15 protein-coding genes are annotated in these 25,380 nt (G+C 46.4%); 6 read left to right on the top strand and 9 right to left on the bottom strand.

What is annotated here, in order from left to right:
* Nucleotides 1–13: 13 nt before the first annotated feature.
* The 5 genes from brnQ to M3P05_RS09040 all read right to left on the bottom strand — a co-directional run bounded on the left by brnQ (nt 14) and on the right by M3P05_RS09040 (nt 8,596).
* Entirely contained in the window at nt 14–1,339 is a 1,326-nt protein-coding gene (brnQ, locus tag M3P05_RS09060) for a branched-chain amino acid transport system II carrier protein (protein ID WP_249699229.1), read from the bottom strand.
* Nucleotides 1,340–1,510: 171 nt separating this feature from the next.
* Nucleotides 1,511–2,173 carry a class I SAM-dependent methyltransferase gene (locus M3P05_RS09055; RefSeq protein ID WP_249699228.1) on the bottom strand — a complete coding sequence of 221 codons (663 nt, stop codon included), beginning with the start codon at nt 2,171–2,173 and terminating at the stop codon, nt 1,511–1,513.
* Nucleotides 2,174–2,379: 206 nt separating this feature from the next.
* Entirely contained in the window at nt 2,380–3,993 is a 1,614-nt protein-coding gene (gene pckA, locus M3P05_RS09050) for a phosphoenolpyruvate carboxykinase (ATP) (protein WP_249699227.1), read from the bottom strand.
* A gap of 408 nt (nt 3,994–4,401) precedes the next feature.
* On the bottom strand, nt 4,402–4,806 hold the full coding sequence (locus M3P05_RS09045) for a cobalamin biosynthesis protein (RefSeq protein ID WP_249699226.1): 405 nt from the start codon (nt 4,804–4,806) through the stop codon (nt 4,402–4,404).
* A 70-nt stretch (nt 4,807–4,876) separates the two neighbouring features.
* Nucleotides 4,877–8,596 (bottom strand): hypothetical protein, encoded by a 3,720-nt coding sequence (locus tag M3P05_RS09040; protein WP_249699224.1) that lies wholly within the window; start codon nt 8,594–8,596, stop codon nt 4,877–4,879.
* A gap of 351 nt (nt 8,597–8,947) precedes the next feature.
* Here M3P05_RS09040 and M3P05_RS09035 point away from each other — a divergent pair, with 351 nt between their 5' ends.
* Nucleotides 8,948–10,375 carry a hypothetical protein gene (locus M3P05_RS09035; protein ID WP_249699223.1) on the top strand — a complete coding sequence of 476 codons (1,428 nt, stop codon included), beginning with the start codon at nt 8,948–8,950 and terminating at the stop codon, nt 10,373–10,375.
* Here the strand turns inward: M3P05_RS09035 and M3P05_RS09030 are convergent.
* Nucleotides 10,323–13,568: a PAS domain S-box protein gene (locus M3P05_RS09030; protein ID WP_249699222.1), complete on the bottom strand. Its 3,246-nt coding sequence runs from the start codon at nt 13,566–13,568 to the stop codon at nt 10,323–10,325. The two genes, M3P05_RS09035 and M3P05_RS09030, sit on opposite strands and share 53 nt — an antisense overlap.
* 215 nt (nt 13,569–13,783) lie before the next feature.
* Between M3P05_RS09030 and M3P05_RS09025 the strand changes: the two genes are divergently transcribed.
* Nucleotides 13,784–14,407, top strand: coding sequence for a rhodanese-like domain-containing protein (locus M3P05_RS09025; protein WP_249699221.1), 624 nt, complete (start codon nt 13,784–13,786; stop codon nt 14,405–14,407).
* 42 nt (nt 14,408–14,449) lie between these two features.
* On the opposite strand, the gene ssb is transcribed toward M3P05_RS09025, so the two are convergent.
* The gene (gene ssb / locus M3P05_RS09020; protein ID WP_249699220.1) at nt 14,450–15,082 is read right to left on the bottom strand and encodes a single-stranded DNA-binding protein; all 633 of its coding nucleotides are present in this window, start codon (nt 15,080–15,082) and stop codon (nt 14,450–14,452) included.
* A 103-nt stretch (nt 15,083–15,185) separates the two neighbouring features.
* Entirely contained in the window at nt 15,186–16,538 is a 1,353-nt protein-coding gene (locus tag M3P05_RS09015; protein ID WP_249699219.1) for an MFS transporter, read from the bottom strand.
* A 248-nt stretch (nt 16,539–16,786) separates the two neighbouring features.
* Here M3P05_RS09015 and uvrA point away from each other — a divergent pair, with 248 nt between their 5' ends.
* The 4 genes from uvrA to M3P05_RS08995 all read left to right on the top strand — a co-directional run bounded on the left by uvrA (nt 16,787) and on the right by M3P05_RS08995 (nt 24,782).
* Nucleotides 16,787–19,627 (top strand): excinuclease ABC subunit UvrA, encoded by a 2,841-nt coding sequence (gene uvrA / locus M3P05_RS09010; RefSeq protein WP_249699218.1) that lies wholly within the window; start codon nt 16,787–16,789, stop codon nt 19,625–19,627.
* 61 nt (nt 19,628–19,688) lie between these two features.
* A complete protein-coding gene (locus M3P05_RS09005; protein WP_249699217.1) occupies nt 19,689–20,393 on the top strand; it encodes a hypothetical protein in 705 nt (234 codons plus the stop codon).
* A 540-nt stretch (nt 20,394–20,933) separates the two neighbouring features.
* Entirely contained in the window at nt 20,934–22,307 is a 1,374-nt protein-coding gene (locus tag M3P05_RS09000; protein WP_249699216.1) for a KamA family radical SAM protein, read from the top strand.
* A 147-nt stretch (nt 22,308–22,454) separates the two neighbouring features.
* Nucleotides 22,455–24,782: a hypothetical protein gene (locus tag M3P05_RS08995; RefSeq protein WP_249699215.1), complete on the top strand. Its 2,328-nt coding sequence runs from the start codon at nt 22,455–22,457 to the stop codon at nt 24,780–24,782.
* Between the two features lies 1 nt (nt 24,783).
* Here M3P05_RS08995 and M3P05_RS08990 read toward each other — a convergent pair whose 3' ends face one another.
* A complete protein-coding gene (locus M3P05_RS08990; RefSeq protein ID WP_249699213.1) occupies nt 24,784–25,329 on the bottom strand; it encodes a thioredoxin family protein in 546 nt (181 codons plus the stop codon).
* Nucleotides 25,330–25,380: the final 51 nt, after the last annotated feature.

Here is a 25,380-nt window from a genome sequence, read left to right as displayed (position 1 = left end):
CTGTGAAATACGATCAACTTTCCACATTTCCCCGTTTTTTTAATTCAGCCACTGAACGTATCAGCCAGCCAAACACCAGTACACTCAAACCCGGAAGGAGCCAGCCCAGACCATTATCAAACAGAGGAATATGGTCGGTCATTTCTATTCCTTTCAGGAACCCGACAGCATTCAAACCATCAATACTACTGAAAAGAATAATAACAAGCAGAGCTGCCTGCATACTTCCACGGGAAAGCGTTATCCAGTTTCTTAGAATACCCGCCACAACCACCATAATGGCCACTGGGTAGAGGGTAATAACAACTGGAATGGATAGCTTCAAAAGCGTTTCCAAGCCGATATTGGCAACAACCATTGAAGCCAGACACAAAATGGAAACCCAGAAACGGTAGCTGATTCTGGGCCAACGATGATGAAAGTAATCACCGCAGGATGTCGTTACTCCAACAGCCGTTGTCAGACAGGCAAGGGTGATAACCAATGAGAGAGCCACCTTGCCCATAGGACCCAGCAGGTGTGTGACCATATAGGCAAGAATTTGCCCACCATGGGTAGCGTCTGTAACCAGCCCCTGACTCATTCCACCTAGATAAAACAGGCCAAGATAAACCAGGCTCAGCCCGGCACCGGCAATCAGGGCAGCCTGAATGGCGTGCCTGACAACCAGACGGTGGTCAGAAACACCATATCGCCTCACTGCTGCAACAATTACGATTCCAAACGCCAGAGCCCCCAGGGTATCCATAGTGAGATAGCCCTGTACTGCCCCTTCAAGCATGGCATGCTCTTTCCACTGGCCAACACCTTCACCAAACTCGGCAGGAGCTTGCAGCAACATCGCCATATACAGAGCGGCCAACACTGCAGCGAGAACCGGTGCCAGTACCTTTCCAACGATATTGACCAGTTTTCCTGGGTTAATACAAAGACAGAGTGCGACTGAGAAGAAAAGCAACGAATAGAGAGCCAGGTAGAGACTTGAGGATTGAGAAATCCAGGGCAGAACACCAACTTCATACGCCACAATTGAAGTTCTGGGCACGGCAAAAGCCGGCCCGATAATTATATAAACAGCTATCCAGAACAGTGGCGCGAGAACACCAGGTATATCACGGGTCAGAGACTCAGGACTTCCAACCATGGCAATGGCAATAATGGCCAGAAGTGAAAGACCAACATCAGTGGCGAGAAAACCAATCAAAGCTAGCCAGAGGTTTTCTCCCGCCTGCTGTCCGGCCCAGGGAGGAAAGATCAGATTTCCGGCCCCTAGAAAAAAGGCAAACACCATTAACCCCATGCCAAGAATGTCGCTTTTCCTCATACCAGCCCTGCTCATTTCTACTTATTTCCTTACCATGGAAATCCCTTTTTCATCCCCCTCCGGGTGATAAAAAAAGGATTTTACCCATAGGGCACGCTGCACGCTCATGGCTGCTTGCAGGTAACTATAGGCAGTTTTGATATAACTGCTTGTTTGGACGCCTGTTACTTCCTCAGTTATCACAGGTCAACGTCGGGTAAGAAGAATGACATCAGCTCCAATAAACTCCACACGGCAGTTGTTTTGGCGAGCAAACCATTCGAATGTCGATCGGCTGAAAAATGTGATATGCGTTGGGTCACGCGTGTAATGCCAGTTTTTAAAGGCTTCCTGATTCTTTACCTGCTTGGTCATTATTCCCAAAATACCTTTGGGCTTGAGAAGGTCCAGAAGCTGGGCAAGCACTTCCCCAGGTTGAACCAGATGCTCGGCAACCTCTGTGCAAGTTACAAAGTCATAGCGCTTCTCCAGCACTTCCGGGTTATTGGCAAAATAGAGATCAAAAATGGCCATTGGATGGCCAGCTTCCATAAACATGGTTGCCAGTGCCGGGCCTGGGCCACAGCCGAAATCCAGCCCACAGGCCCCGGAATCAATACGTTCAGCAACAGGTTGATACATCCGGTTTAGAAATGTCCTGTACCCCGGATCATCAATATTGTTGTTGTGAAGATCGTAGTAAGACTTCTCATCTTCAGGGGAAAGGTGCCAGGCTGGCGGAACAAAAACCAGTTCACATTCGCGGCACTTAACATATTCACGGTGCTTGTCCTGATGCCAGGAATCAGTATGGGAGCATCCACAAAGGGGACAACAAAGGTCAGACATGTAACTGCTACAGAAATTCATCAAGACACCACTATAACCTGAAGCGCGGCAAAAAAGTGGTGCTGACTGTACCGCAGTTAAATTCCCTTATGCCATGACGGGTCAGTTATTGAAAATGACAGGGTTTTATCTTTCTATATGACTACCTGCAAAAAAGCGTCATAGAAAACGGCCCACTGAGTGAGCCGTTAGAGTTATACGTTTATATGGGCTTTAGCCTGAAAGCATCAAACCTGTGGGCCTGCTGCAACCAAAGCTTCACCCGCTTCATTATCAGTATACTGTTCAAAGTTAGTGATAAAGCGGCCGGCCAGATCACGCGCTCTCATTTCCCAATCAGCAACAGATGACCAGGTATTACGTGGGTCAAGAATGTTACTGTCTTCAATGCCAGAAACAGACACAGGCATTTCCAGATCGAAGTGTGGCAGTTTAACAGTCTCGGCGTGATCAATAGATCCATCCAGAATCGCATCAATAATGGCGCGGGTTGCCTGAATGGAGATACGTTTGCCGGTTCCGTTCCAGCCAGTATTTACCAGGTAGGCCTCAGCACCTACATCCTGCATACGTTTCACCAGAAGTTCAGCATACTTGGTTGGGTGCAGAGCGAGGAAAGCCGCACCGAAGGCTGCAGAGAAGGTTGGTGTTGGCTCTGTAATTCCACGCTCCGTGCCAGCCAGCTTGGACGTATATCCTGACAGGAAGTGATACTGGGTCTGATCTGGAGTCAAGCGGGACACAGGAGGGAGAACACCGAATGCATCAGCTGTCAGGAAGATAACCCGGTTGGCATGAGTACCTTTAGAAACAGGTTTAACAATATTTTCGATATGATGAATCGGGTAGGAAACCCGAGTGTTCTCAGTCACACTGCCATCATCATAATCAATGCTGCCATCATCTCTGACGGTTACGTTTTCAAGCAGTGCATCACGCTTGATCGCGTTATAGATATCAGGTTCGGCTTCTTTACTGAGATTGATGGTCTTGGCATAGCAGCCACCTTCAAAGTTGAAGACGCCATCATCGTCCCAACCATGCTCATCATCACCAATCAGAGCGCGCTTGGGGTCAGTCGAGAGGGTGGTTTTACCAGTACCAGAGAGACCAAAGAAAATCGCAACATCGCCATCTTTACCAACGTTTGCTGAACAGTGCATGGAAGCGATTCCTTCAAGAGGAAGGAAGTAGTTCATCACGGTGAACAAACCCTTCTTCATCTCACCACCATACCAGGTGCCACCAACAACCTGCATTTTCTCAGTCAGGTTGAAGGCAACGAAATTCTCGGAATTCATCTTCATTTCTTCCCACTGAGGGTTCACACAGCGGGCACCATTCAGCAGAACGAAATCAGGTTCAAAATCAACCAGCTCTTCTTTTGAAGGACGAATAAACATATTAGTGACAAAGTGAGCCTGCCAGGCAATTTCAGTGACAAAACGGACTTTCAGGCGGGTATCCGGGTTAGCACCACAGAAAGCATCAACAACAAACAAACGCTTGGCTGACAGCTCTTGGGTCACCAGATTTTTCAGGTAAACCCAGTCTTCCTGCCGGATAGGTTTATTATCGTTTTTACCCTGATCAGCCCACCAGACAGTATCACGGGTTGTATCATCACGGACGATATATTTATCTTTAGGAGAGCGTCCGGTGAAAATTCCAGTGTTGACTGAAACGGCACCGGAGTCGGTGACTCGCCCCTGTTCATAACCTTCCAGATCATCCCTTGTTTCTTCTTCAAAGAATTGCTCATAGGATGGGTTATAAACAACTTCCGTCGTGTCTTTGATTCCGTAGGAAGACAGGTCCAGCATGGTCTTGTTAGCACTCATTTATTGTTATCCCGCTCTGCACGTTTCACTACAGAGATAGAGCTAGGATCGAAGTCTGAAGCTGAATCCCTCAATTCAGCATAACCAGATTCAAGAAACCCTATCTCCCACTGATGGCTCTAGGTCGGGTAAATTGTTATCCGCCAGCTTGGTCGTTTTCGGTTCCGGGTCACCCCGGGGCTGCCTGACAACGTTCCCCTCTGTCTGCTGCCCTCAAAGGCAGCTTTTCTGTTACAAAGGCCTGTTACTGTCATTCGTTACAAAAGGCAGGGCCTTTGCTTCCGCAGCTATTTTTCTATCTGTCGCGCACAGGCTACCTCAATGTTTTCCCGTTTTTTTTGCACTAGCTCAGTATTTGCGCCATTTACAGTGCAATTTACGAAAAAACCAGAATGAAGATTCGCCAATCTACAGGCTAACAGAATCCCTACAGATAGAAACCACTACATAATGTTGTCCATAGCAAAGCTGAAAAAGGAATGTGGGGGCTAGCAGCTGACGGGCTTCACTAAAAAAAAGGGCTGCCCGCTCGCTTACTGCAGCCGGACTGAACCAGCCCAGCCCCATGCACCCCTGAGCAGGCGCAGATACTGACCATAATGCTTCAGCATCACAGGTGACAAACGGAACATCATGAACTCTGGCAAATTCATCATAAGCAGGATCAAACTTCTTGAGGTGTATACTTGCAACTTTGGTCACATCCCGAATATCAATATCCAGTTGATCCAGCCGTTGCATAACTCCCTGGCCAATAACCTCAAGTGGCGTCCCTCTAATACTATGAACACCTACAACGAAATTACCTATCATACAGACTCTCCTGCTCAGGCGGGATATGCGTCTGCAGAATAGACAACATTCAACTTACCAGAGGCTTTCATTACATCTTGCTGGGCCCTGTAGTAATAGGAGGTGAATGCATCTGTAATGGCGTTGGTGGGGTATTTGGTGTCTTAGGTGGGCTCCAGGATGTCATGCACTGCTGCTTTCTGGGCGATCCTCCAACGTAATCGTTGCCATCTTCATCCTCAACAGTTCCTATAACGAGCTGATCAGGTCTCTTGCCTCTTGTATCAAAGAAAAGCGGTGACCGTATTCCCATTAAGGAAACTGCAGATACTGTAACCCTCTCCGGGGTATATGTCTGTGATCTCTTCATTTCAGGAGAAACCACGGGCTGTGAACAATTACCAGAAGGGCTTACCGATGAATCCTTTTTTTCAATTTTTGGCTGTGAGCGGTAATCCTTTATAAACGCCCAATGATCCGTTTGATCTCTTATTGTTCTTTCAAGCCATATCCACTTATTATTTCCGTTTGTAATTTCTTTTTCTACATCCTCTTTCTTTTTCTCTGCGTAGCGCACAGCCCAAAGGCCTCCATTTTCATACTCATATGTTCTTAGGCGAGTAACTACTTCTTCCTTCTTCACTTCATCTGTTTTATTAGCTGGCACTCCATTTACCTCTGAAATAAAGATATCCATATTTAACGATGCTGATAACATTTGAAGAAAATACTCTGCTTCAGAGCTGTTAAATTTTAATCTTTTATCACCGAGCCCCCTCAATATTTCAAGAAAAACCATCAGGTTTGTAGGGCTAGCAATAGTGTACCCTCCTTTTTTTGGCGGTATCTTTTGGATTAAACTATTAAAAAAATATTCATGCTTTTTAAAATCATTTAAAATTTTTTGGTAATCTTTTTTTTGTTTATGTGGCATAACACCAATCATCCAAGAAAGATGAGCATCTATGCAATAACCCTGCAAGCGTTGATTTTCTTTAAAAATGCCAAATAAACTTTCAGAACCAAAGGCGCGACCTTTACATGGACCAGTTTTCACTAACCCATCAGATGTAAATGGTTCAAAATCAGCTTTGTAACTTTCCCCATTTGAAAGATTCGTATTATCTTCAGCTGCACTAGGTTCTAACGGCCAAAATCCATGCGTAATAATAATTCCACAATTACGAACCTCCCCGTTTTTTTCCATATAGTTATCATAAGATCTTGCCTGCATACGAAGTAAAGGGGGCTTAAATTGTCCAACATTCCATACAGGTAGTAAGTGCCTATTCGGCTTGCACTTCATATTCCATAATTGCCCTGTGTCAGCACTTAAAGTAGGCGGACAGGCAAGTGCCTCAAGATAACCATAATATGACCTATATTGTTCTGTTGATTCATTTTGAACTGAATTTTCTTGTACAGATTTTGGATGTTTTTTCAAATCTACCCCGCCTACGGAAAAGGGAGAAATAGGGGTCACTGGTTTTTTCGATGTAAGTGAATTTGCACCATCAGATTTACGCTTAACCCCTGCCGGTCGATGACTCGGAATAACAAAGGAGGGGTGCCGTGATGAAGAAACAGGTGCGACCGAGGCTACAGGCACTTTTTTTCCATTCAAGTCAGGTTTTTCAACTTTTGTAATTACAACATCTGGAGTGTTTGTAGCACCTGTAGCGGTAGCTTTTTCAGTCACAGCAGGAGTATCCTTTTTCTCAGGTAATTCCACCACACCTGCACTAAAATCCCTGTAATTCCTGTTTTCTGTAAATGTTTTCACAACTCCCCTGAGAAGTGGAAGAACATGATCCGGGTTGAACTTTTTCTCATCAGCCCCGCTTGCCAACTGATGAAGGCGATTGCCGTCTTTAAAAAGCAGTCCATCAGCCCAACGAACTAATTCCTCTTCATCATTTGTTTGTGACAACATAAAACCATCACGTAACTCCCTAATTTCTTCTATTAGAGCTTTTTGTTTAGCTTCTTCTATTTCAGATGACTTGGTTATTATAAAGTGGTCCCAATTCACCTGTTTACTGTAATGGAGCCCCAAACGCAAAAGCATGTTTGACTTTATGCGCTTTTTCCAATAATTAATTGCATCATCCTCTAAAGTGTCAAGATCAACTTCACCAGGAAATGTGGTATTACATACATTTTTTATCTCATCAAAAACCATCTTCAAGAGTTTATATTTATCACTTTTTTCTTCTTTTAGATCTTCCCAAACAAAGTGGTAACGAGATTCACATTCATCCTTATCGTAAATTGTATCAATAATATCGCTAGCTAACTTTAAAACAATTGCCTTAGCATCTGAGTAACCTTCAAATTTTCTTAAATACCTTTTTACCATTCCTTCTGAAACAAGTGCATCATCAGATTTATTATCATGGAAAAAAGTATCAAATACAGTATAGGGAGTACGACCATTATCTTCTGTTGGGTGCCTCCCAAATACTTTAAGATGAACTGGGTATGGATCCATATACCTGAGAACAAAGTGGCCAGATTCCACTTCTATGGCGTAATTAGCATATTTTGCATCAACATATCCGGCCAGCATTTGTTTCCTACCAGGTGGCATAGACTGATCTTCGTGCTTTTTGTTTTTTTTAGATAGCTCACGAACATCATTCAGTATTATTTCAGTGATGCGATTTAAAAATTTTCTTGCTGTCAGCTCCTGTCCTAAAACTGTGATTTTTTCATCTGGTTTTTTCCCCAAAAGAACCTTCTTAAAGTACCAATCAAGCAAGTTCTCTTTTACAAGCAGAGGCTGAACGATATAGACAACATTTCCGACTTTAAGAAATTGGGTTTCTAATGAATTTACACCATTTTCTTTCAAATAAACCTCATGAGCACGCTGATGGAAATAAAATGAACGTGCCTGAGTTTCATCTGGCAATACAATTCGTCTTAATGCCAAATTTGGTAGAAATGTTCTCACAGAATCTAGCGCGCTTTCATTAACATGTGGGTACTTATCTGGTAGCCCTTTACACTCTTTCCCGACATCAATTTTAAATACAACTGTGCTTGTTCCCGAACCGACAATAGTGATTTTAGCCGGACCACCAAAAGAAAAATCAAACGTCTCCCCATTTTTGAAGGGACCTGAAGGGAATACAGCCTCTTTCTCAATCGCCTCAATAAATTCAGAAACCTCCCGGTTCATTGCAGTTATTTCATCCTGATCTCCTGGTGGTGGCACTCCCAGTGATAGCTCAGCATAATTGGGATCTTTTATTTCCTCCACACCACAACATATTTCTGCACTTTCCACTCTAACCGTTTCTGCATTTGCACTTTCCAGACTATCTGTATCTACACTTTTTGATTGGACAAAATATGTATTACAAACCAGAGACTTCTTTTTCCGTTTGTCGGATGACAGCGCCGGAAGATCAGATTCCTTCCATTCAGATTTCTTATTTTTTATTCTTACCCAGACATGCCCTTTCATCTTCATAGCCCTCAGCTCACTCTCCTGTGACACACTTCGTGATAACACAGCAGGGGAAGCAGCCAAGGAGGGTGGCCCCGGAGAGGCTGAAGCTAGCTCACTTATGGAGTAGGTATTATAAGGTGCAGGAGTAAATGAATGTTGTTTATCAAGCTTGAAGTTATATTTATCCTGATATTCTGTAGGGGCTCCATACTCTTGAATAGCCACTCCTGTGGTCTCTTCATTGTCCATTAAAATGGCAAAACGCACCCATCCATCAGGTTCGTAATTTTCACCAGAGCTGATACTGGCATGGGGTTTTGCATGCTCAATTAAATAATCGTACGAATTGGTCATGACTTCAACACAACCGTTAAGACCAAGTACCTGACCATATTCCCCATATGCAGTTGTAGAAGCATATGCGAGGAGAATAAGCAACAGTATGCGAAAACGCAGAGAACATACCACCAACTACCCTCATAATTCGCGCAATCTACCACAGAGATAGCAGTTTAGTTATAACTGTTGAAAACAGCTCTATTTATCCCAATTTTTTCAACAGTTTTCTGCATTTGGACTATATTCCTTGTTTCTATCAGGCATGGAATTATTGCGTAATAACGATACGACGGATAAATCATCTCAGAACATATCGCAAGAAATCATAAAGACCATTAGTTTTTTATGGATATAAACTCATAGCCGATGCCCTTAAACAACTACCCAAAGTTAACAGAATTCTCTCTGGCATTAACTGCCGGTATCCTACTGCCTCTGGGGCTCCCTCCAGTAGATATTTCGTTTTTATCACTATTGGGAGCATCTCTTCTTTTTTCGCGAACCCAACTGGATGGTATGCGTAGCATTGCCATTGCCATTCTTGGGTTTGCTTTTGGATATACAATTACAGGACAGTTCTGGTTCTTGTGTCACCAAATTCTTTTACCACAGCATCAAAGTATTGCTGAAACTTTAGAGATAGTCCTACAGCAGCTTCTTATACCTATCCTATCAATAATATTGATCCTGGGATTCTACCCTACCTGTCGTAAGGTCTTAAATCTTGCAAGATTTTCAATTGGAAGCTCAATCTTATTTGCTTGCCTGTGGGTGATTTATGAGGTTTTGTACAGCCTTATACCATTAACCTATCCACCGCTATTGATTGCTGGCTATTCAACTATTGGTTTTCAATCTGATAGTCTTTTTCCAATAATGGGTCCATTTGGTGGTAGCTTTGTTTTAATGCTGGCAGCAAGCCTACTTAGCAGTCTTTTCTACCAGCTGTCCAAAAAGCATCCACGTCATGTTATTTCACTTGTACTCACGCTTATTCTTACTCTTATTACACCTTTTCTATGTAACCATCATGAATGGACTGTCTCTTATGACAAGCGCCCATTCAGCTATGCAATGCAAACCCGAATTGATGCTGACCAGGTTTCATCATCACTGAATAAAACCTTGGGTACAGTCTCTCCAAAGCTTGTTATTTTTGGGAATACCTTCTCAAGAGATGTAAATGGCAACTGGCCCAAGTACCTTTCCAAGCTTGATAGTTACTCAAACACAGCATTCCTTGCAAGGTTTAAGTCAGATCAGAAAAACTGCCCGACATATTATTGTACCTTTGGAGAAGGAGATGGATGCACCTGTGCCTATGATCACATTCCTTCCGCAGATGTTTTTAAAGCAGGCTTGCCAGTTCATAATCCCTCAACATTTCGTCACCCTGCTGTTGATGCTTACAGAATAATGATCACCGGAAATTCAGACGACCTTACCCCGTACTTCATTTCGAGTAAGGTCATAGGGGCAGAAGCCATTATTGTTTATGACGTCTCCATAAGTAGTAAAGTTCTTCAGGACAGGTTGCTCAGAATCAACCAATCCAGAGCATTGGAAACTGGACGTCCCGTACTTCGCTACAGTGAAAAGGGAGTAGCTGCTGAAATTAACCATCGTGGAGAAGTCAAAGCCCGGTATTATCCGGAACACATTTTTGCATCGGGTAGTATTACCCCTATGACCAAGCCCACTCCCTTCATGCTTTTAGGGCCTTATGCACCACTTAGTGTTGTTACTCTTTGTCTGGTTTTTTTTGCGTATCGTCGCTTATTTCACAGTCTTTAGGCAACTTAACAGCCCCCCTGCAAAAGTGTTCCAGTCGATCAAAGGCAAATGTCCGGCATAAGTCTTCCAGTGCTGGAACGAATTGCTCGCAGGCAGGATCTTCCTGGAGTACTGATGCCAGGTGCCTGATTCTGTCAATATCTCCTACCTCTGCAGCTTCCTGGAGCGACTTAAGCAACGGTTTCAGATGCGGGGGGGGATCACCCAGTTGCAAATCAAAATCTTTGCTGCCTTTCCCCTCTTTCCACACAAAGTGGATATTTAAAACACTTTCAATCTTGCGAAACAGATCATCAACCTGAAATGGCTTCCCTACATATCCATCGAATCCAAGTGTCTCGAAGCGTTCCCGCTGGGCCGGATCAACACTAGCTGTGACTGCAATAACAGGAATAGGGTTTCCCTGTCGCCTGAGTTTCTGGACAGTTTCCATACCATTCATAACCGGCATACGAATGTCCAAAAGAACAAGATCAGGCTGATGTTTATGGATAGAATTCAAAGCATCCAAGCCATTTACTGCTTCAAGGGTTTCAAAACCTGCATCTTCAAGCAGACGTACAAGCATTTCCCTGTTTATGCGGCTGTCATCTGCAACAAGAACCCGGCCACTTTCCCCTGGCAGCAATCGCATACAGCGAGCATCAAGGCTTGCAGCACTGGCCTCAACATCTTCATTCAGAACAGCCTTTCGTAAAGGGAGAGAGAAATAAAACCGGCTTCCGAAACCCGGGGAACTTGCAACCTTTAGCGCCCCTCCAAGAGCTGTCACAAGTCGCTGACTGATTGCCAGGCCAAGGCCCGTTCCTCCAGGATGATCCGGATACTCAATTTGCTGGAATGGTGCGAATATCCGATCCTGCTCGTCCTGCTCTATACCAATACCCGTATCACTGACGATGTACACAACCTGATCACCATTCGCCAGAACTTTGAGCTGAACCTTCCCATGGCTAGTGAATTTAACTGCATTTCCCATCAGGTTAATCAGAACCTGTCTCAGCTTGGTGGCATCCATCAGGATCACTGAAGGCAGCTTTTCATCAACTTCCAGAGCAAGGTAAAGTCCTTTTCGTTCGGCCCGTGGGCGTAACATACGACACACCTTGTCCAGCACCGGCCTAAGCCGAACAGGCTGGAACTGAACCTGCGCACCAGTTGTCTCAATTTTTGTCAGATCCAGAATATCATTGATGATCATAAGCAGATGCTGACCACAGTCTTCCACAGTCTCCAGACTATCCCTCTGGCTTTTACCCAGGATTTCTGTTCGAAGTAACAACTGAACATGGCCAAGAATTCCATTAAGCGGCGTTCGCAGCTCATGGCTCATATTTGATAGGAACTGGCTTTTTGCCTGATCAGCAGCCCTTGCCCTGTCGCGAGCCAGACGCAAATCCTTTTCTGTATCTTTGCGATCAGATATATCACGTACAGCAATGGTTATGAGAGTTCCCCCCTCAACTTCAAGAGGATTTGAAGTCACCTCTGCCGGAAAACAGCTGCTGTCCTGACGTCGGCACACAGTTTCAAAACCAAACTGCGTAGAACCCTCATGAAGAAAGTCCCGTTCTCTTGGCAATAAAAACCCTGCTCGCTTCTTACCCAGCATGGCAAGAGGCCTTCCGAGAAGCTCCTGCCGTTTATACCCGAACATGTCTTCTGTTCTGGCATTGACCATTGTTATCAACTCATCCCTGTCCGTAATCACAATGGCATCAGGTGCAGATTCCAGTAGCCCACGGAATTTCTTGGTGTCACTGATCAACTCCGTGACATCATGACCCATGCCTTCTATTCCGCTGATACGGCCTCCAGGCTCAATAACGGGGACGTTGATAATTTCTATAGTCCGTACGCTGCCGTTTTGATGTGGAAACTCGATCTGAATCGCTTCGTCCTGTAGCTCTCCATGAAGGACTGTATTGATAACCCGCCGGATGTCCCGATGCTCCATCTTCCCGGAGAACATATCAGCAATTTTCTCCATAAATTCCTGGGGTGAGTAACCGAGAATCTGGGCAACGGATGAACTGACAAACGTCACCTTTCCTCTGTCATCCAGGATGTAATAGAAGTAATGACCCCTTAAACATTCGGCAATGCGGCTAATATTGCTGGCCCGTAATTCACGTAACGCTTCATCGCGCTCCTCCAGTCTTATAGCCATGGCTGAGATACTTCTGGCCAATCTTCCGGTTTCATCATCAGACTTATGAGCAAATGGTAAATGCCAGTGACCATCACCCAGATGATCCACTGCTCTGGCGAGCCTGACCAGTGGGCGAGTAATAAAGCCGGATATCTTCAGAAGAACAGCACTGACCACCAACAGGGCAGCAAACAGCATTAGAGCACTGTTAAGGGCTGCCTGACGTACAGACGCCAAAGCCTTGGTTTCCCGGATATGAGTCAGCAAAATCCAGCCAGATTGAGTAATCGGACTGGTGAAATACCATGATGGCCAGTCACGAAAAAAGATTGTCGCGACGCCTCTTTTGCCATCATGAACAGGGCCATTCAGAAGTTCTTTGAGTGATGCTGAGTTTATACGCTCAGCGGTTTCATAGAGGGACTTGTCCGGCTTGGTTGAACGCATATCGGAATGTACAAAACGACCTTCCCTGTCGACAATCGCGAAACGAAGCTTTCTGGGGTTATCTTGCTGTAAAAGGTCGATGAAACTCGACACCAAAACGATAAAGAAAAGATTATCTGCGCCTGGCACACGGTATGTAACAACCTGCTGCCCTGTTTTAGGGTCATCAAATGGCAGGCTCCAACCCCACTGATTTTCTGAAAATATCCCCTGTTGATAGTTCTGCCACTCATATTTCTGCAGACTATCATCTTCATAGCGATAAATGAGCCCCTTATCAGACGCTCCGACCAGAATGGCATGGAGCACCCGATTATCTTTCAATGACCCAGTTATAAGCTCGAAGAAATCTTCAGAACCCGGCGTTTCATTTTTAAGGTTATAGGAAAGAAAATCGCCAAAAGACTCAATAAAGCGAAGCTGATTATCCAGCAGACCAGCATAATGGCCAGCCTGCTGCTCCATAAACTCTTCAACACTGCTTTTGGAGACTTTTAAAGAATCAATTATGTGTATAGCGAAAATAACACTGTAGAGAAGCGTTATGGGAATGATGGTGAACAGGACAACTTTATTGCGGATCGATTGCCACATGAACTACTTCCAGCCAGAATTATCATCTACTTCTCTATCCTTGTCATTTACCGCGCCCGTTCCCACGCCATGACCAACCGGCATAGCTTCAATCAGCATAGCTACCATGCACCATCCACCGGATAGCCTAGTCGAGAGAAGAAATTCCCGCAAAATGATCTAGCCTGATTCTCTTTCTACTGAGTGGCCAAGTTGAGAGGATCTTCATGGAGGGAATGAGCATCTGCAGAAGCAACAATGTTGGAATCAAATCAAATAACGCTTTTTGGCAGGTTTTCCTTTTGCTATCAGCTTTAGCCTGTATTCAAGGTTGCTGTACAACAGAATCGACTCTCTCTCCCTCAGAAAGAGATATTAATCAGCTGATAGTAAAAACCCACCAGCTTGCCGACCAGGGAGGGTACCGGTTAATAACCACATCTGGTGTAGAGGGGTTAATCAACTCAAAAAGAAACTGCCTTATCGTTGATACACTACCTCTGCCGCGCTATGAGGCTCATCATATCGAAGGAGCTGTTTCATTCTGGTTCCCGAGAAGCCCGGCTCCGGTGAATGAATGGGATACTGAGTTGATGGAAGGGAAAACCATTAAGGACTTCAAGGGCATGCTGGGAGCCGACAAAGAACGCCCTGTCGTTTTCTATTGTGGAAGAACGGCATGCGACAGAAGCCACAGCGCTGCAGCCTGGGCAGTCAAATTGGGTTATAAGGAAGTCTATCGTTATGCAGGCGGCATCAATGCCTGGTTAAACCGTCCATGGGATGGCAGGCAACCTAAACCTGCCTGTACAGCATCATCTTCGCCAGAGAAAAGCCATAAAAAAAGCTCTACCTCTTGAAAGAGGTAGAGCTTTGAATTTGAGGATGATATTCCGTTTTAATTAGAACGGGATGTCATCATCGAAATCATCAAAACCACCAGCAGGGGCTGGCTGAGGCTGCTGTTGAGGGCGAGCCGACTGTTGCTGCTGAGCACGCTGAGGCTGACCATAACCCTGATTCTGGTTCTGGTTCTGCTGAGGCTGGCCATATCCTTGAGACTGCTGCGGTTGAGCAGGCTTTTGTTGTTGCATAGGCTGACCGTAGCCCTGATTCTGCTGTGGAGCCTGTTGCTGAGGAGCTGCCGCCTGTTGAGGCTGGCCATATCCCATGTTGCCACCTTCCTGGCGACCATCCAGCATCTGCATCTGGCCATTAATATCAACAACGACTTCTGTTGAATAACGATCCTGGCCCTGCTGATCCTGCCACTTGCGGGTTTGCAGCTTACCTTCGATATAAACTTTTGATCCCTTGCGCAGATACTGGCCGGCAATTTCTGCCAGCTTGCCGAACATGGCTACACGGTGCCACTCGGTACGTTCCTGCTGCTGACCAGTCTGCTTGTCACGCCAGGATTCACTGGTCGCAATGCTCAGATTAGTGACCGCACTGCCGTTCGGGGTGTAACGAACTTCCGGATCCCCTCCGAGGTTACCAACCAGTATGACCTTGTTAACACCACCACGAGCCATTGGCTTCTCCCATATTTTTGATAATCCAAAGTCCCGGAAGCATCCGGTTCTATAACAACCAGTTCAGGAAGGAGAACTCCTCGTCCTTCATCTGACTCATTGTTTACCAGTCCCCATACTGGCGTAAATGCTGTTCATCAAGCTGCTGCTTATCAATTTTCAGATAGGCAGTCTGCTCTTCTACGATCAGGGTTACATCCTTAACGCCTGCCACCGCTGCCAGACGATCACTCATCCGGTTAGCCTCAGAAGGTACCACCGGATAAAGGTCTAACACGATACTGCTAACATAGGGGGGATTGTTCATAGTAACAGACAATAACCACCATATGGCAGTCGCAATTGCCCCAACCACAAAGATACCAGTCCCGCCCCATAATTGATAAGCCAGACCGGCAATTATTCCCCCAAGGCCCGCACCCAGGAACTGACAGGTTGCAAAGGCTCCCATGGCTGTTCCGCGACTGCCTGCCGGAGCAATTCGACTCACCACTGAAGGCATCGTGGCTTCCAGATAATTAAAAGCCATAAAGAACAGCAGTACGCTGCCCACCAGCCATGCCAGGTTAGACTGGTTAGCCCAGATCATTCCCTGGGCAATAAACAGAAGTGTGACCACCCCGATCATAATGGGACGAATCATTCTCTTCTTCTCGCCAATAACAATAAAGGGCACCATGGCAAAGAAGGAAATCACCATGGTCACCAGATATACCCACCAGTGCTCTTCCCTTGGTAGACCAGCCAGGTTCTGCAGGGCCAGAGGCAGCTGCATAAACAGCAGCATCAGTACAAAGTGAAGAGTGAAAACACCAGCGTTCAGGCGAAGAAGCTGCCTGTGCCCGAGAATTTCCCGTAACTGTGACAGTGTCGCAACAGTTTCCCGGTTAGCTTTCTGTCTTACAGGGGTAGGAATAGCCCAGGCTACCAGAGCAATAGCACCAACGGCCATCACTGCTGAAATATTGAATAATCCTGCAAGCCCCCATTGCTGAACCAAAAGAGGCCCAAGCACCATAGCCACACAGAAAGACAGACCGATGCTTATCCCTACCATGGCCATGGCTCTGGTGCGGTTCTCTTCCCGGGTCAGATCAGCCAGCAAGGCGGTAACCGCCGCTGCAATAGCCCCTGCGCCCTGCAGGAAACGCCCGGCGATAATATTGGTTATGGTATCCGAGGAACCCGCCAGCAGACTGCCAGCAACAAAGATTAATAGACCGCCGATGATAACTGGCTTACGACCAATGCGGTCGGAAAGAAGCCCGGCAGGAATTTGTAACAGAGACTGGCTGATGCCATAAGCACCAATAGCCAGACCGATAAGTGCAGGAGTTGCACCGCGCAGCTCATCAGCGTAAACCGCCAGAACCGGCAGTAACATAAAGAGACCCAGCATTCGCAGGGCAAAAACAAGGGACAGTGATGATGCCGCCCGTACTTCTAATGAATTCATTCTGATCAGTTTGTTATTTCCCGTGCGGCATACTATCAGTCGAACAGGCCACATTAGCAACTGTACAGCAATAATTATTGTGTATGTGAAACTGAAAGCGGGAACCAGCTGTGGCTCTTGTATTCCCGAACTGGCAAGGCTTCTGGAAGGCAATCATTAACAAGCTCTTTTGAATCGATAGAATATAATTCAATGATTCACACGTCCCTCTGCTTTATAATCGACCGGTTCTAAAGTGGAGTCATCCTGTGGATTCGATCACCGTACGCGGCGCGCGCACTCATAATCTTAAAAATATCGATCTGGACTTACCCCGGGATAAATTGATTGTTATCACAGGCCTTTCCGGGTCAGGTAAATCCTCTCTGGCTTTCGATACTCTCTATGCGGAAGGTCAGCGTCGCTATGTGGAATCGCTGTCTGCCTATGCACGGCAGTTCCTGTCCATGATGGAAAAACCGGATGTTGACCATATTGAAGGTCTTTCTCCGGCGATTTCCATTGAGCAGAAGTCCACCAGCCATAACCCACGTTCTACCGTGGGAACTATTACAGAAATTTACGACTACCTTCGTCTGCTCTTTGCACGTGTTGGTACTCCACGCTGCCCCAAACATCACCATGCTCTGGAGGCTCAGACCATCAGCCAGATGGTTGACCAGGCTTTGGCCCTGCCGGAAGGCTCCAAAATCATGCTGCTGGCTCCGATTGTGCGGGCACGCAAAGGTGAGCATCTGCATGTATTCAGTGAACTAAAGTCTCAGGGATTTATTCGTGCCCGAATTAACGGCATAGTCACTGATCTGGATACTCCACCGGCACTGGAGAAGAACAAAAAGCACACTATTGAAGTGGTTATTGATCGGGTTAAGGTTCGGGACGATCTGCAGTTGCGCCTGGCAGAATCTTTTGAAACCGCACTGGAACTGGCTGACGGTCTGGCCACTATCAGCTTTATGGATGGTGAACAGGAAGACATGGTGTTCTCCGCCCGCTTTGCCTGCCCAGAATGTGGTTACAGCCTGAACGAACTGGAACCGCGCCTGTTCTCTTTCAACAACCCGGCCGGTGCCTGCTCATCCTGCGATGGTCTGGGTATGAAACAGTTCTTTGATTCCAACCGGATTATTCAACACCCGGAGCTGACCCTGGCCGAAGGTGCTATCCGTGGCTGGGATCGTCGCAGTGTATATTACTTCCATATGTTGAAGTCACTGGCGGCTCATTACGGGTTTGATATTGATACTCCGTTTGATGATCTTTCAGCAGAACATCAAAACATTATCCTGCATGGTTCTGGGGATGAACTGGTTGATTTCAGCTATATCAATGACCGTGGTGACATCTATAAAAAACGCCACCGCTTTGAAGGCATTATTCCCAACTTTGAGCGTCGCTATAAGGACACCGAGTCCCAGTCTGTGCGGGAAGAGCTCAGCAAATACGTGGCCACTCAGCCCTGCCCCAAGTGCAAGGGAACGCGACTGAGGGAAGAAGCCCGTAATGTCTTTATCGAAGAGACCACACTACCTCAGGTAACCTGTCTTCCGGTTGAAGGGGCTCTTAAACACTTTGAATCACTGAATCTGACTGGTCAGAAAGGTGAGATTGCTTCCAAGATTCTCAAAGAGATCCAGGATCGCCTTAGCTTCCTTAATAATGTTGGTCTCAACTATCTAACATTAGACCGCAGTGCCGAAACTCTTTCCGGCGGTGAAGCCCAGCGTATTCGACTGGCCAGCCAGATTGGTGCCGGTCTTGTAGGTGTGATGTATATCCTGGATGAGCCATCTATCGGCCTTCACCAGCGTGATAATGATCGCCTCCTCAAGACGCTTATTCGCCTGCGTGATCTGGGTAATACGGTCATTGTCGTCGAACATGATGAAGATGCCATTCGCTCCGCTGATCATGTTGTTGATATTGGCCCGGGTGCAGGCGTCCATGGTGGTAAGATCATTTCCAGCGGAACGCCGGAAGATATTATGGCCTGTGATCAATCTCTCACTGGCCAATATCTCTCAGGCACCCGCCGTATAGAGGTTCCTGAACAGCGTAATGCTGTTGATAAAAAACGTCTACTGACGCTTTCCGGCTGTACAGGCAATAACCTCAATAACGTCAAACTGGAAGTTCCACTTGGGCTGCTGACCTGTGTGACCGGTGTTTCCGGCTCAGGTAAATCAACTTTGGTTAATGGAACCCTTTACCCCATCCTGGCTGAGAAGCTTAATGGTGCAACCACGCTGACTTCTGCTCCTCATAAAACCATCGATGGGCTGGAGCATGTGGATAAGTGTATCGATATCGACCAGAGCCCGATCGGCCGTACACCACGTTCCAACCCGGCAACCTATACCGGCATCTTCACACCTATTCGTGAATTGTTTGCCGGTACCCAGGAAGCGCGCTCCCGTGGTTACAAACCCGGCCGCTTCAGCTTTAACGTCAAAGGTGGACGCTGTGAAGCCTGTCAGGGTGACGGCGTTATTAAAGTGGAAATGCATTTCCTGCCGGATATCTACGTCCCCTGTGATGTCTGCAAGGGCAAACGCTATAACCGCGAAACCCTGGAAGTGAAGTACAAGGGCAAGAGCATTGATGAAGTGCTGGAGATGACTGTTGAAGAAGCACTGCCATTCTTTGATGCCATCCCGGCTCTCAAACGCAAACTGCAAACCCTGATGGATGTAGGCCTTTCCTATATTCACCTGGGCCAGAACGCGACTACTCTCTCAGGCGGTGAAGCTCAGCGGGTCAAGCTGGCAAAAGAGCTGTCCAAACGGGATACAGGCAAGACCTTCTATATTCTTGATGAACCAACCACTGGTCTGCACTTTGAGGATATCCAGCTGCTGTTGAAAGTTCTTCATCGTCTACGGAACCATGGTAATACCGTTTTGGTTATTGAACACAATCTGGATGTGATCAAGACCGCAGACTGGATTGTCGATCTCGGCCCGGAAGGTGGTGATGGCGGTGGTGAAATTATTGCCACCGGCGCTCCGGAAGATATTGCCAGAAACCCCGTTTCCCATACCGGGCATTTTTTGAACCATGTATTGAACCGAACAAAAACGCTTTCTTAGTATGCTCTATACTCGGTAGCCGTATTTCTGCCATGACTACCTGAGGGTTCCAGTGAACAGAATGCAACCTGTAACCCGCTGGGTTTTTACTCTTCCTATATTCCTGCTTTCATCACTGGCTTCAGGCAGCTATGGAGAATTTCCCTCAACAGAGTTTCAAGGAACAGGGAGTGCTGCAGGCCAGTCAATAGTGATTACCTTTCAACCAAGTGTTGGAGTAACCACTATGAAACATTCAAAAGAAAGCCTGACTATTGAAAACATGTCTTTTGAGCAAGGAACAGCTGATAAATTATTTCAAAGTATGAAGCAAGCTAGTGGATATGAAGAGGAAAACATGGCCTCTCCACAAATCGTCAGCTGGATGACACTTCTGGAGTATGTCGGACAGATTGTTCAACTGGGCACGATGCCACGGAATGAATTTCAACTTTTAAGATACTCTCCCCCAATTAAAATTCAGGACACTAACAGCTTTCTGAAAGATGCTGAGGACACAGTCTTCCGAAAAGACAAAAGGCTAGACATGATAGACATGAAGAAAGCCCAGAAAGACGTTTCTTTTCATGCAGCCCAGAGAGTCACTTTCAAAGACTGTGTTGATACTCTATATCGTAACACTGTCAAAGAACTCCATTTTGAGTTTGTACAACCTGTGGAAGATTCTGACTTCCAGCTTTATGGGGTGTATCTATACAACTCATACGTAGATGAGGTAACCGATGGCAAGTATAAAATTACCAGTCAGCTCATTGGGGGGGGTTGAGCGTCCTGCATGGAGAGCAGTGAAAACAAAAGCCCCAGCCTCACCGGAAGTAGATGAAAATAAGCCACTCACAGGTCTTCAAGGTATCTCAAACAATGCCCAGCAATTGATCCCCCAACTCAATAAACAGCACCGGCACTGGGGGGATATAATCACGGATGACGACTCAAACTCCGTTTCGTTGCCTCTTCCAATTCTTCCCCCAACAAACAAATAAAGTATTCAGCAGTGTATGGATAAGCCCGCCGTTCACCATCACAGGCAACGGCCTTACACCCCCAAAAAAACGAAACTCATTCCAGAGTCACCACATTCAAGCACGCCAATCCCTTATTGATAACTCATGATTGTGATAATTCACAGTCATGAGTTATCAATTCCGAATATGACAATGCCTCAGTTGCGGGTGTAACGCATTGAGAGTAAACCTTGATCTCCATACACTCTTCAACGAAACAACATCATACCTTTTTCATGCCCATGGCCCCGCAGGCCGACTTTCCGGGTGCACTCACTTTCACAACTTTTTCAGGAGCATAGATGCACGGTAACAACGACGCAGTCCATCTCATCGCATCTACCGAAGAGCGCCGCCCTTACAAGGTGTACACCGAGCGTAACCTTGACAGTATTGAGCAGTTTCTTGCTCTGCCGGAAGACATGCAGTTTGATATCCGTGTTGTTGCCAGCGTGCTGCCTTTTCGGGTCAACGAGTATGTTGTTAACGAGCTGATCGACTGGAGCTGCGTGCCTAACGATCCCGTTTTCCGCCTGATGTTTCCTCAGAAAGGTATGCTGCAGCCCGGACAGTTCGACACTATGGCCAAACTGCATCGCAACGGCGCAACTGCCGAGCAGATCAAGGAAGCTGCCCGCAAAATCCAGCACTCCATGAACCCGCACCCTGCCGGTCAGCTGGCTCTGAACCGCCCAATGGTTGATGGTAAGATTGTTTCCGGCATGCAGCACAAGTACCGTGAAACTGCCCTGTACTTCCCAAGCCAGGGTCAGACCTGCCACAGCTACTGCACCTTCTGCTTCCGTTGGGCACAGTTTATCGGTGATGATGAGCTGAAGATGGCTGCTACCGAAGCATCCACCATGCACGCTTACCTGAAACAACATCCGGAAGTAACCGACGTTCTGTTCACCGGCGGTGACCCTCTGGTAATGAAGACCCGTCTGCTGAAGGAATACCTGGAACCTCTGCTGGCTCCAGAGTTTGACCATATCAAGAACATCCGCATCGGCTCCAAGACTCTGACCTTCTGGCCATACCGCTTTGTTTCCGACGATGATGCCGAAGAACTGCTGGCTCTGTTCAGCAAGATCACTGCATCTGGCAAGCAGCTGGCCTTTATGGCGCACTTCGACCATTATCAGGAACTGAAGACTGACGTCTGCAAGGAAGCTATCAAGCGTATCCGTGCTACCGGCACCATGATCCGCGCACAGGCTCCTCTAACCCGTCATATCAACAACGATCCTGATGTTTGGGTGAAGAACTGGGAGACCCAGCTGTCTCTGGGTATCGTGCCTTACTACTTCTTCGTAGCCCGTGACACTGGTGCCAAACACTACTTCGAGATCCCTCTGGCTGAAGCTTACGAGATCTACCGTCAGGCCATTACCCGTATGTCTGGCCTGGGTCGTACCGTTCGTGGCCCATCCATGAGTGCTGGCCCGGGTAAGGTTGAGATCACCGGTATTGCCGACATCAACGGCGAGAAGGTGTTCTGCCTGCGCTTCCTGCAGGGCCGTAACCCTGAGTGGTGCTACCGTCCGTTCTTCGCCAAATACGACGAGAAGGCCACCTGGCTGGATCAGCTGGAACCAGCTTTCGGCGAAGAGAAGTTCTTCTTTGAAGATGAATATCAGGCGATGTTTAAAGCAGCAGATACTGCAGCAGCTTAATTACCATCGTTCTTTTCTTTAGGGGGGAGAAAACTCTCCCCTTGCTTCCCCTCTACAGGGGTTGCCAATTGTGACAAGCCTGTTATATCCGCCTGTCTTTCCCTGCAAACCATGGTCGAACAAAGATATTCCAAGGATCTTTGAGCCATGGCCTGTGCAGCAAAAATACCCACAACACCCGCCATTTCGTCGGCATCAACTGCCCTAGAAAAGGCCGGCTCTCACCCAAAGAGCTTATCCAGCCCTAAGGCCTTATTGGGTGAAGCAAATAAGTTGGCTGATTATCACAGCGAGACATATAACAAATCCTTGTTATTTCGAAAAGCAAGAATAATAAGAAAGCTTCAAGAGTCATCAACAGCACTGGGGGAAAGCTGGCTTTCAGTTGAAGATATTGCATCAAACCTGACGGCTTCAAAAACAGGCAAACCCGAGACTATTGAAGCCAGTTCAAATATTCGCTTTACCCCACTACAGCTGATAGTCATCCGAGAACAACTTCAGAAATGGTTTATGAGCTCGTGCGAGGACGGTAGTTTTGACCCTGATGAGATGAATGCAGCATTAATTTTGCTGGATCAATATTTATTCTCTGTTGGTGAAATGATTAATCAGCATCTAGAAAACATTAAGAATGTTTTTGGCCTTCTAACTTTTCTTTTATCACCAACTTTCAGGAAAAGCTTAAAGAAAGACTGGCATCTTCAGATGCAAATAATAGGTGGATACCTGGATGCCATTGAGGTCATGGGTACTCCAGATTATGAAAGAGCATTTCCTACCACCATACCAAAAGATATTCTTCTAAATATCCAGGCGTTGCTAGACAGCATCCCATATGACGAACTTTCCTCAGAATGCCTTTCTGACTTTCATTCTTACCAAGCCAAGTTATGTATATACCTTGCTAAAGGTGAAGAAGAGCTATTCAAGCAAATTAAGCTGGCAGCAGAAATTGGTGAACCTGAGGCCCAGTTTGACCTGGCCCTGCTTTACTGCGGAATTTATTTGGGTTCAGAGAACTATGTCGATCTGGAAAAAGGGCTTGACTATTTTCGCCGCCTTAAAGACCTTGATGAAAGTCTGTCCCATGATCTACGCCGTCCACTTCAGCAGGAGCAGTTACTTTTAGGCATAAACCCTGATGACAGAAGACTTCACGGGCAACTGGCTCACGACATAGCTCGCATACTATGTAAACGAGCTCTTGCACGATATTTTGGAATTGAGTGCATTAAAGATACCAGCAAAGGGAATCAACTGCTTGATCTGGTCAAGCAAATTAAGCCCCATTATTTTCATCTGTTTAAATCAATTATTGCCATTATTGAGGAGAAACCAAAAAATATTTCCTTACTGTCGCTCCTTGATAACTCAGCAATGAAGCTTTGGTTTAAAGGAAAACAGTCAGAGCTTAACGGCCAGAAAGAACTAGCTTTAAAACATTATCAAGATGCTGCCGAACAAAACCCAATTACTTCAGGGTTAGCTCCTGTCCGACTTGCCTGCAATTTGGAGAGATGGCAATCCGCATTTGAGTCTCTGCAAAGATATCATGCGGCCCTTATAGCCAATGGGCAAGAAGATGAAGCACTCAATCTGGAAGAGGAACTTAATCAGCTTGCCGCAATGCCTGCCTCCTCTCAACGTCCTGTACCTGGGAAACACACAACTAAAAGACGGAGAAGGAACAAAAAAGGAAAGAAAAACAAGAGTAGAACCACTAAATCCTCTCCCAGTTCTTCGCGACCGAATACTATAAGCAAACCAGCCTCTGCTGGTCCTTCTCAAGTGCTTGAGGAGGGATCGTCCGATAGTTTCGATGAAGAACCACAACATGCAATAACCCCATGCCCAAAGGCTCCCCTAGCCGCTTATCGCGCTGTTATAACTACGCCGCCAGCCAGTGAAGGTTCCAGAAACACATTTAACCGCCACTTATATGAAATAAACCGGCTGGTAAGATTCCGTCACTATACGCGAGCTAATCAACAAGTAGAAACACTCCATGGCCCAACAGATCTTCATATGGCCAAAACCATGCAGCTCAACGCCTGGATAGCTAAATGCATGGCTTCTGATGCTCTTTTTGTAAGAAAAGCAGTTGGTAACCACACTGCTCGCCAAGTAGCTGAGCGCACCCGGTTAAGGGAGATGGCAGAAGAGCTTTCCCTGAGAGGGCTCTCACAGCTTCTCAGACTGGAAGGCACTGAGCTGGAGGAAGTCACACTTACTCCTGGCAAAGTGGTTTCAACCCGCCAGTTATCACCGGAAATCACATGGATCACTGGATCTTTATGCTCAACCCTGGGGCATATTTATTCTGACACTTATAGAGAGCACCCAAGACTGACCCACCTTAAACAACTCAGCAAGGAATTCTATGACTGTGCCAACAGCACGAATCCTTGCCGTCTTAAGATAAAGATGGGACAACGTCTGACATCAGAGGAAAAAGCAGCTGCAAGTTATTAACTCAGCGCCATTTAATCGAACATCCCATACTGGGCTTTTGTTCAGCGGGCCCTTTCCCTGTTTTCGCAACCATACGCATGGCATTCAAAAGCTCCGGCGTACGACCTGCAGCATTTCCCATCTTGGCATCATCAATTCTGCCCCGATACTGAAGTTCTCCCTGGCTGTTGAAACCAAAAAAGTCAGGAGTACAGACAGCGTCGTAGGCTTTTGCCACTGACTGATCTTCATCAATCAGATAGGGAAATGAAAAGTTGTTCTGCCGGGCGAATTCTTTCATATGTTCAGGAGCATCCAGAGGATAGTTCTGGTAATCATTAGACATAATTGCCAGCACACCAAAACCTTCCTTCATCAAAGCCGCTGCATCTTCCGCCAGCCGTTCTTTGATGGCCTGCACATAGGGGCAATGGTTGCAGATAAACATAATCAGCAAGCCTTTATCACCCATACACTCCGTCATGGTAAAACTGTTGCCGTCAGGGTCTTTCAGGGTTAAGTCTGGAGCTTTCCAGCCAAAGTCGCAGATAGGTGTATCAAGAAGCATTTTTTTATCCTGTCTATTGAGCTTTCAGGTAGTTCAACACACAAAACACCA

Source organism: Parendozoicomonas callyspongiae (assembly GCF_023502345.1).
Taxonomy (GTDB): Bacteria; Pseudomonadota; Gammaproteobacteria; order Pseudomonadales; family Endozoicomonadaceae; genus Sansalvadorimonas; species Sansalvadorimonas callyspongiae.
Note: the sequence above shows the minus strand (reverse complement) of the source record. Positions and strands in the feature narration are given on the sequence as shown.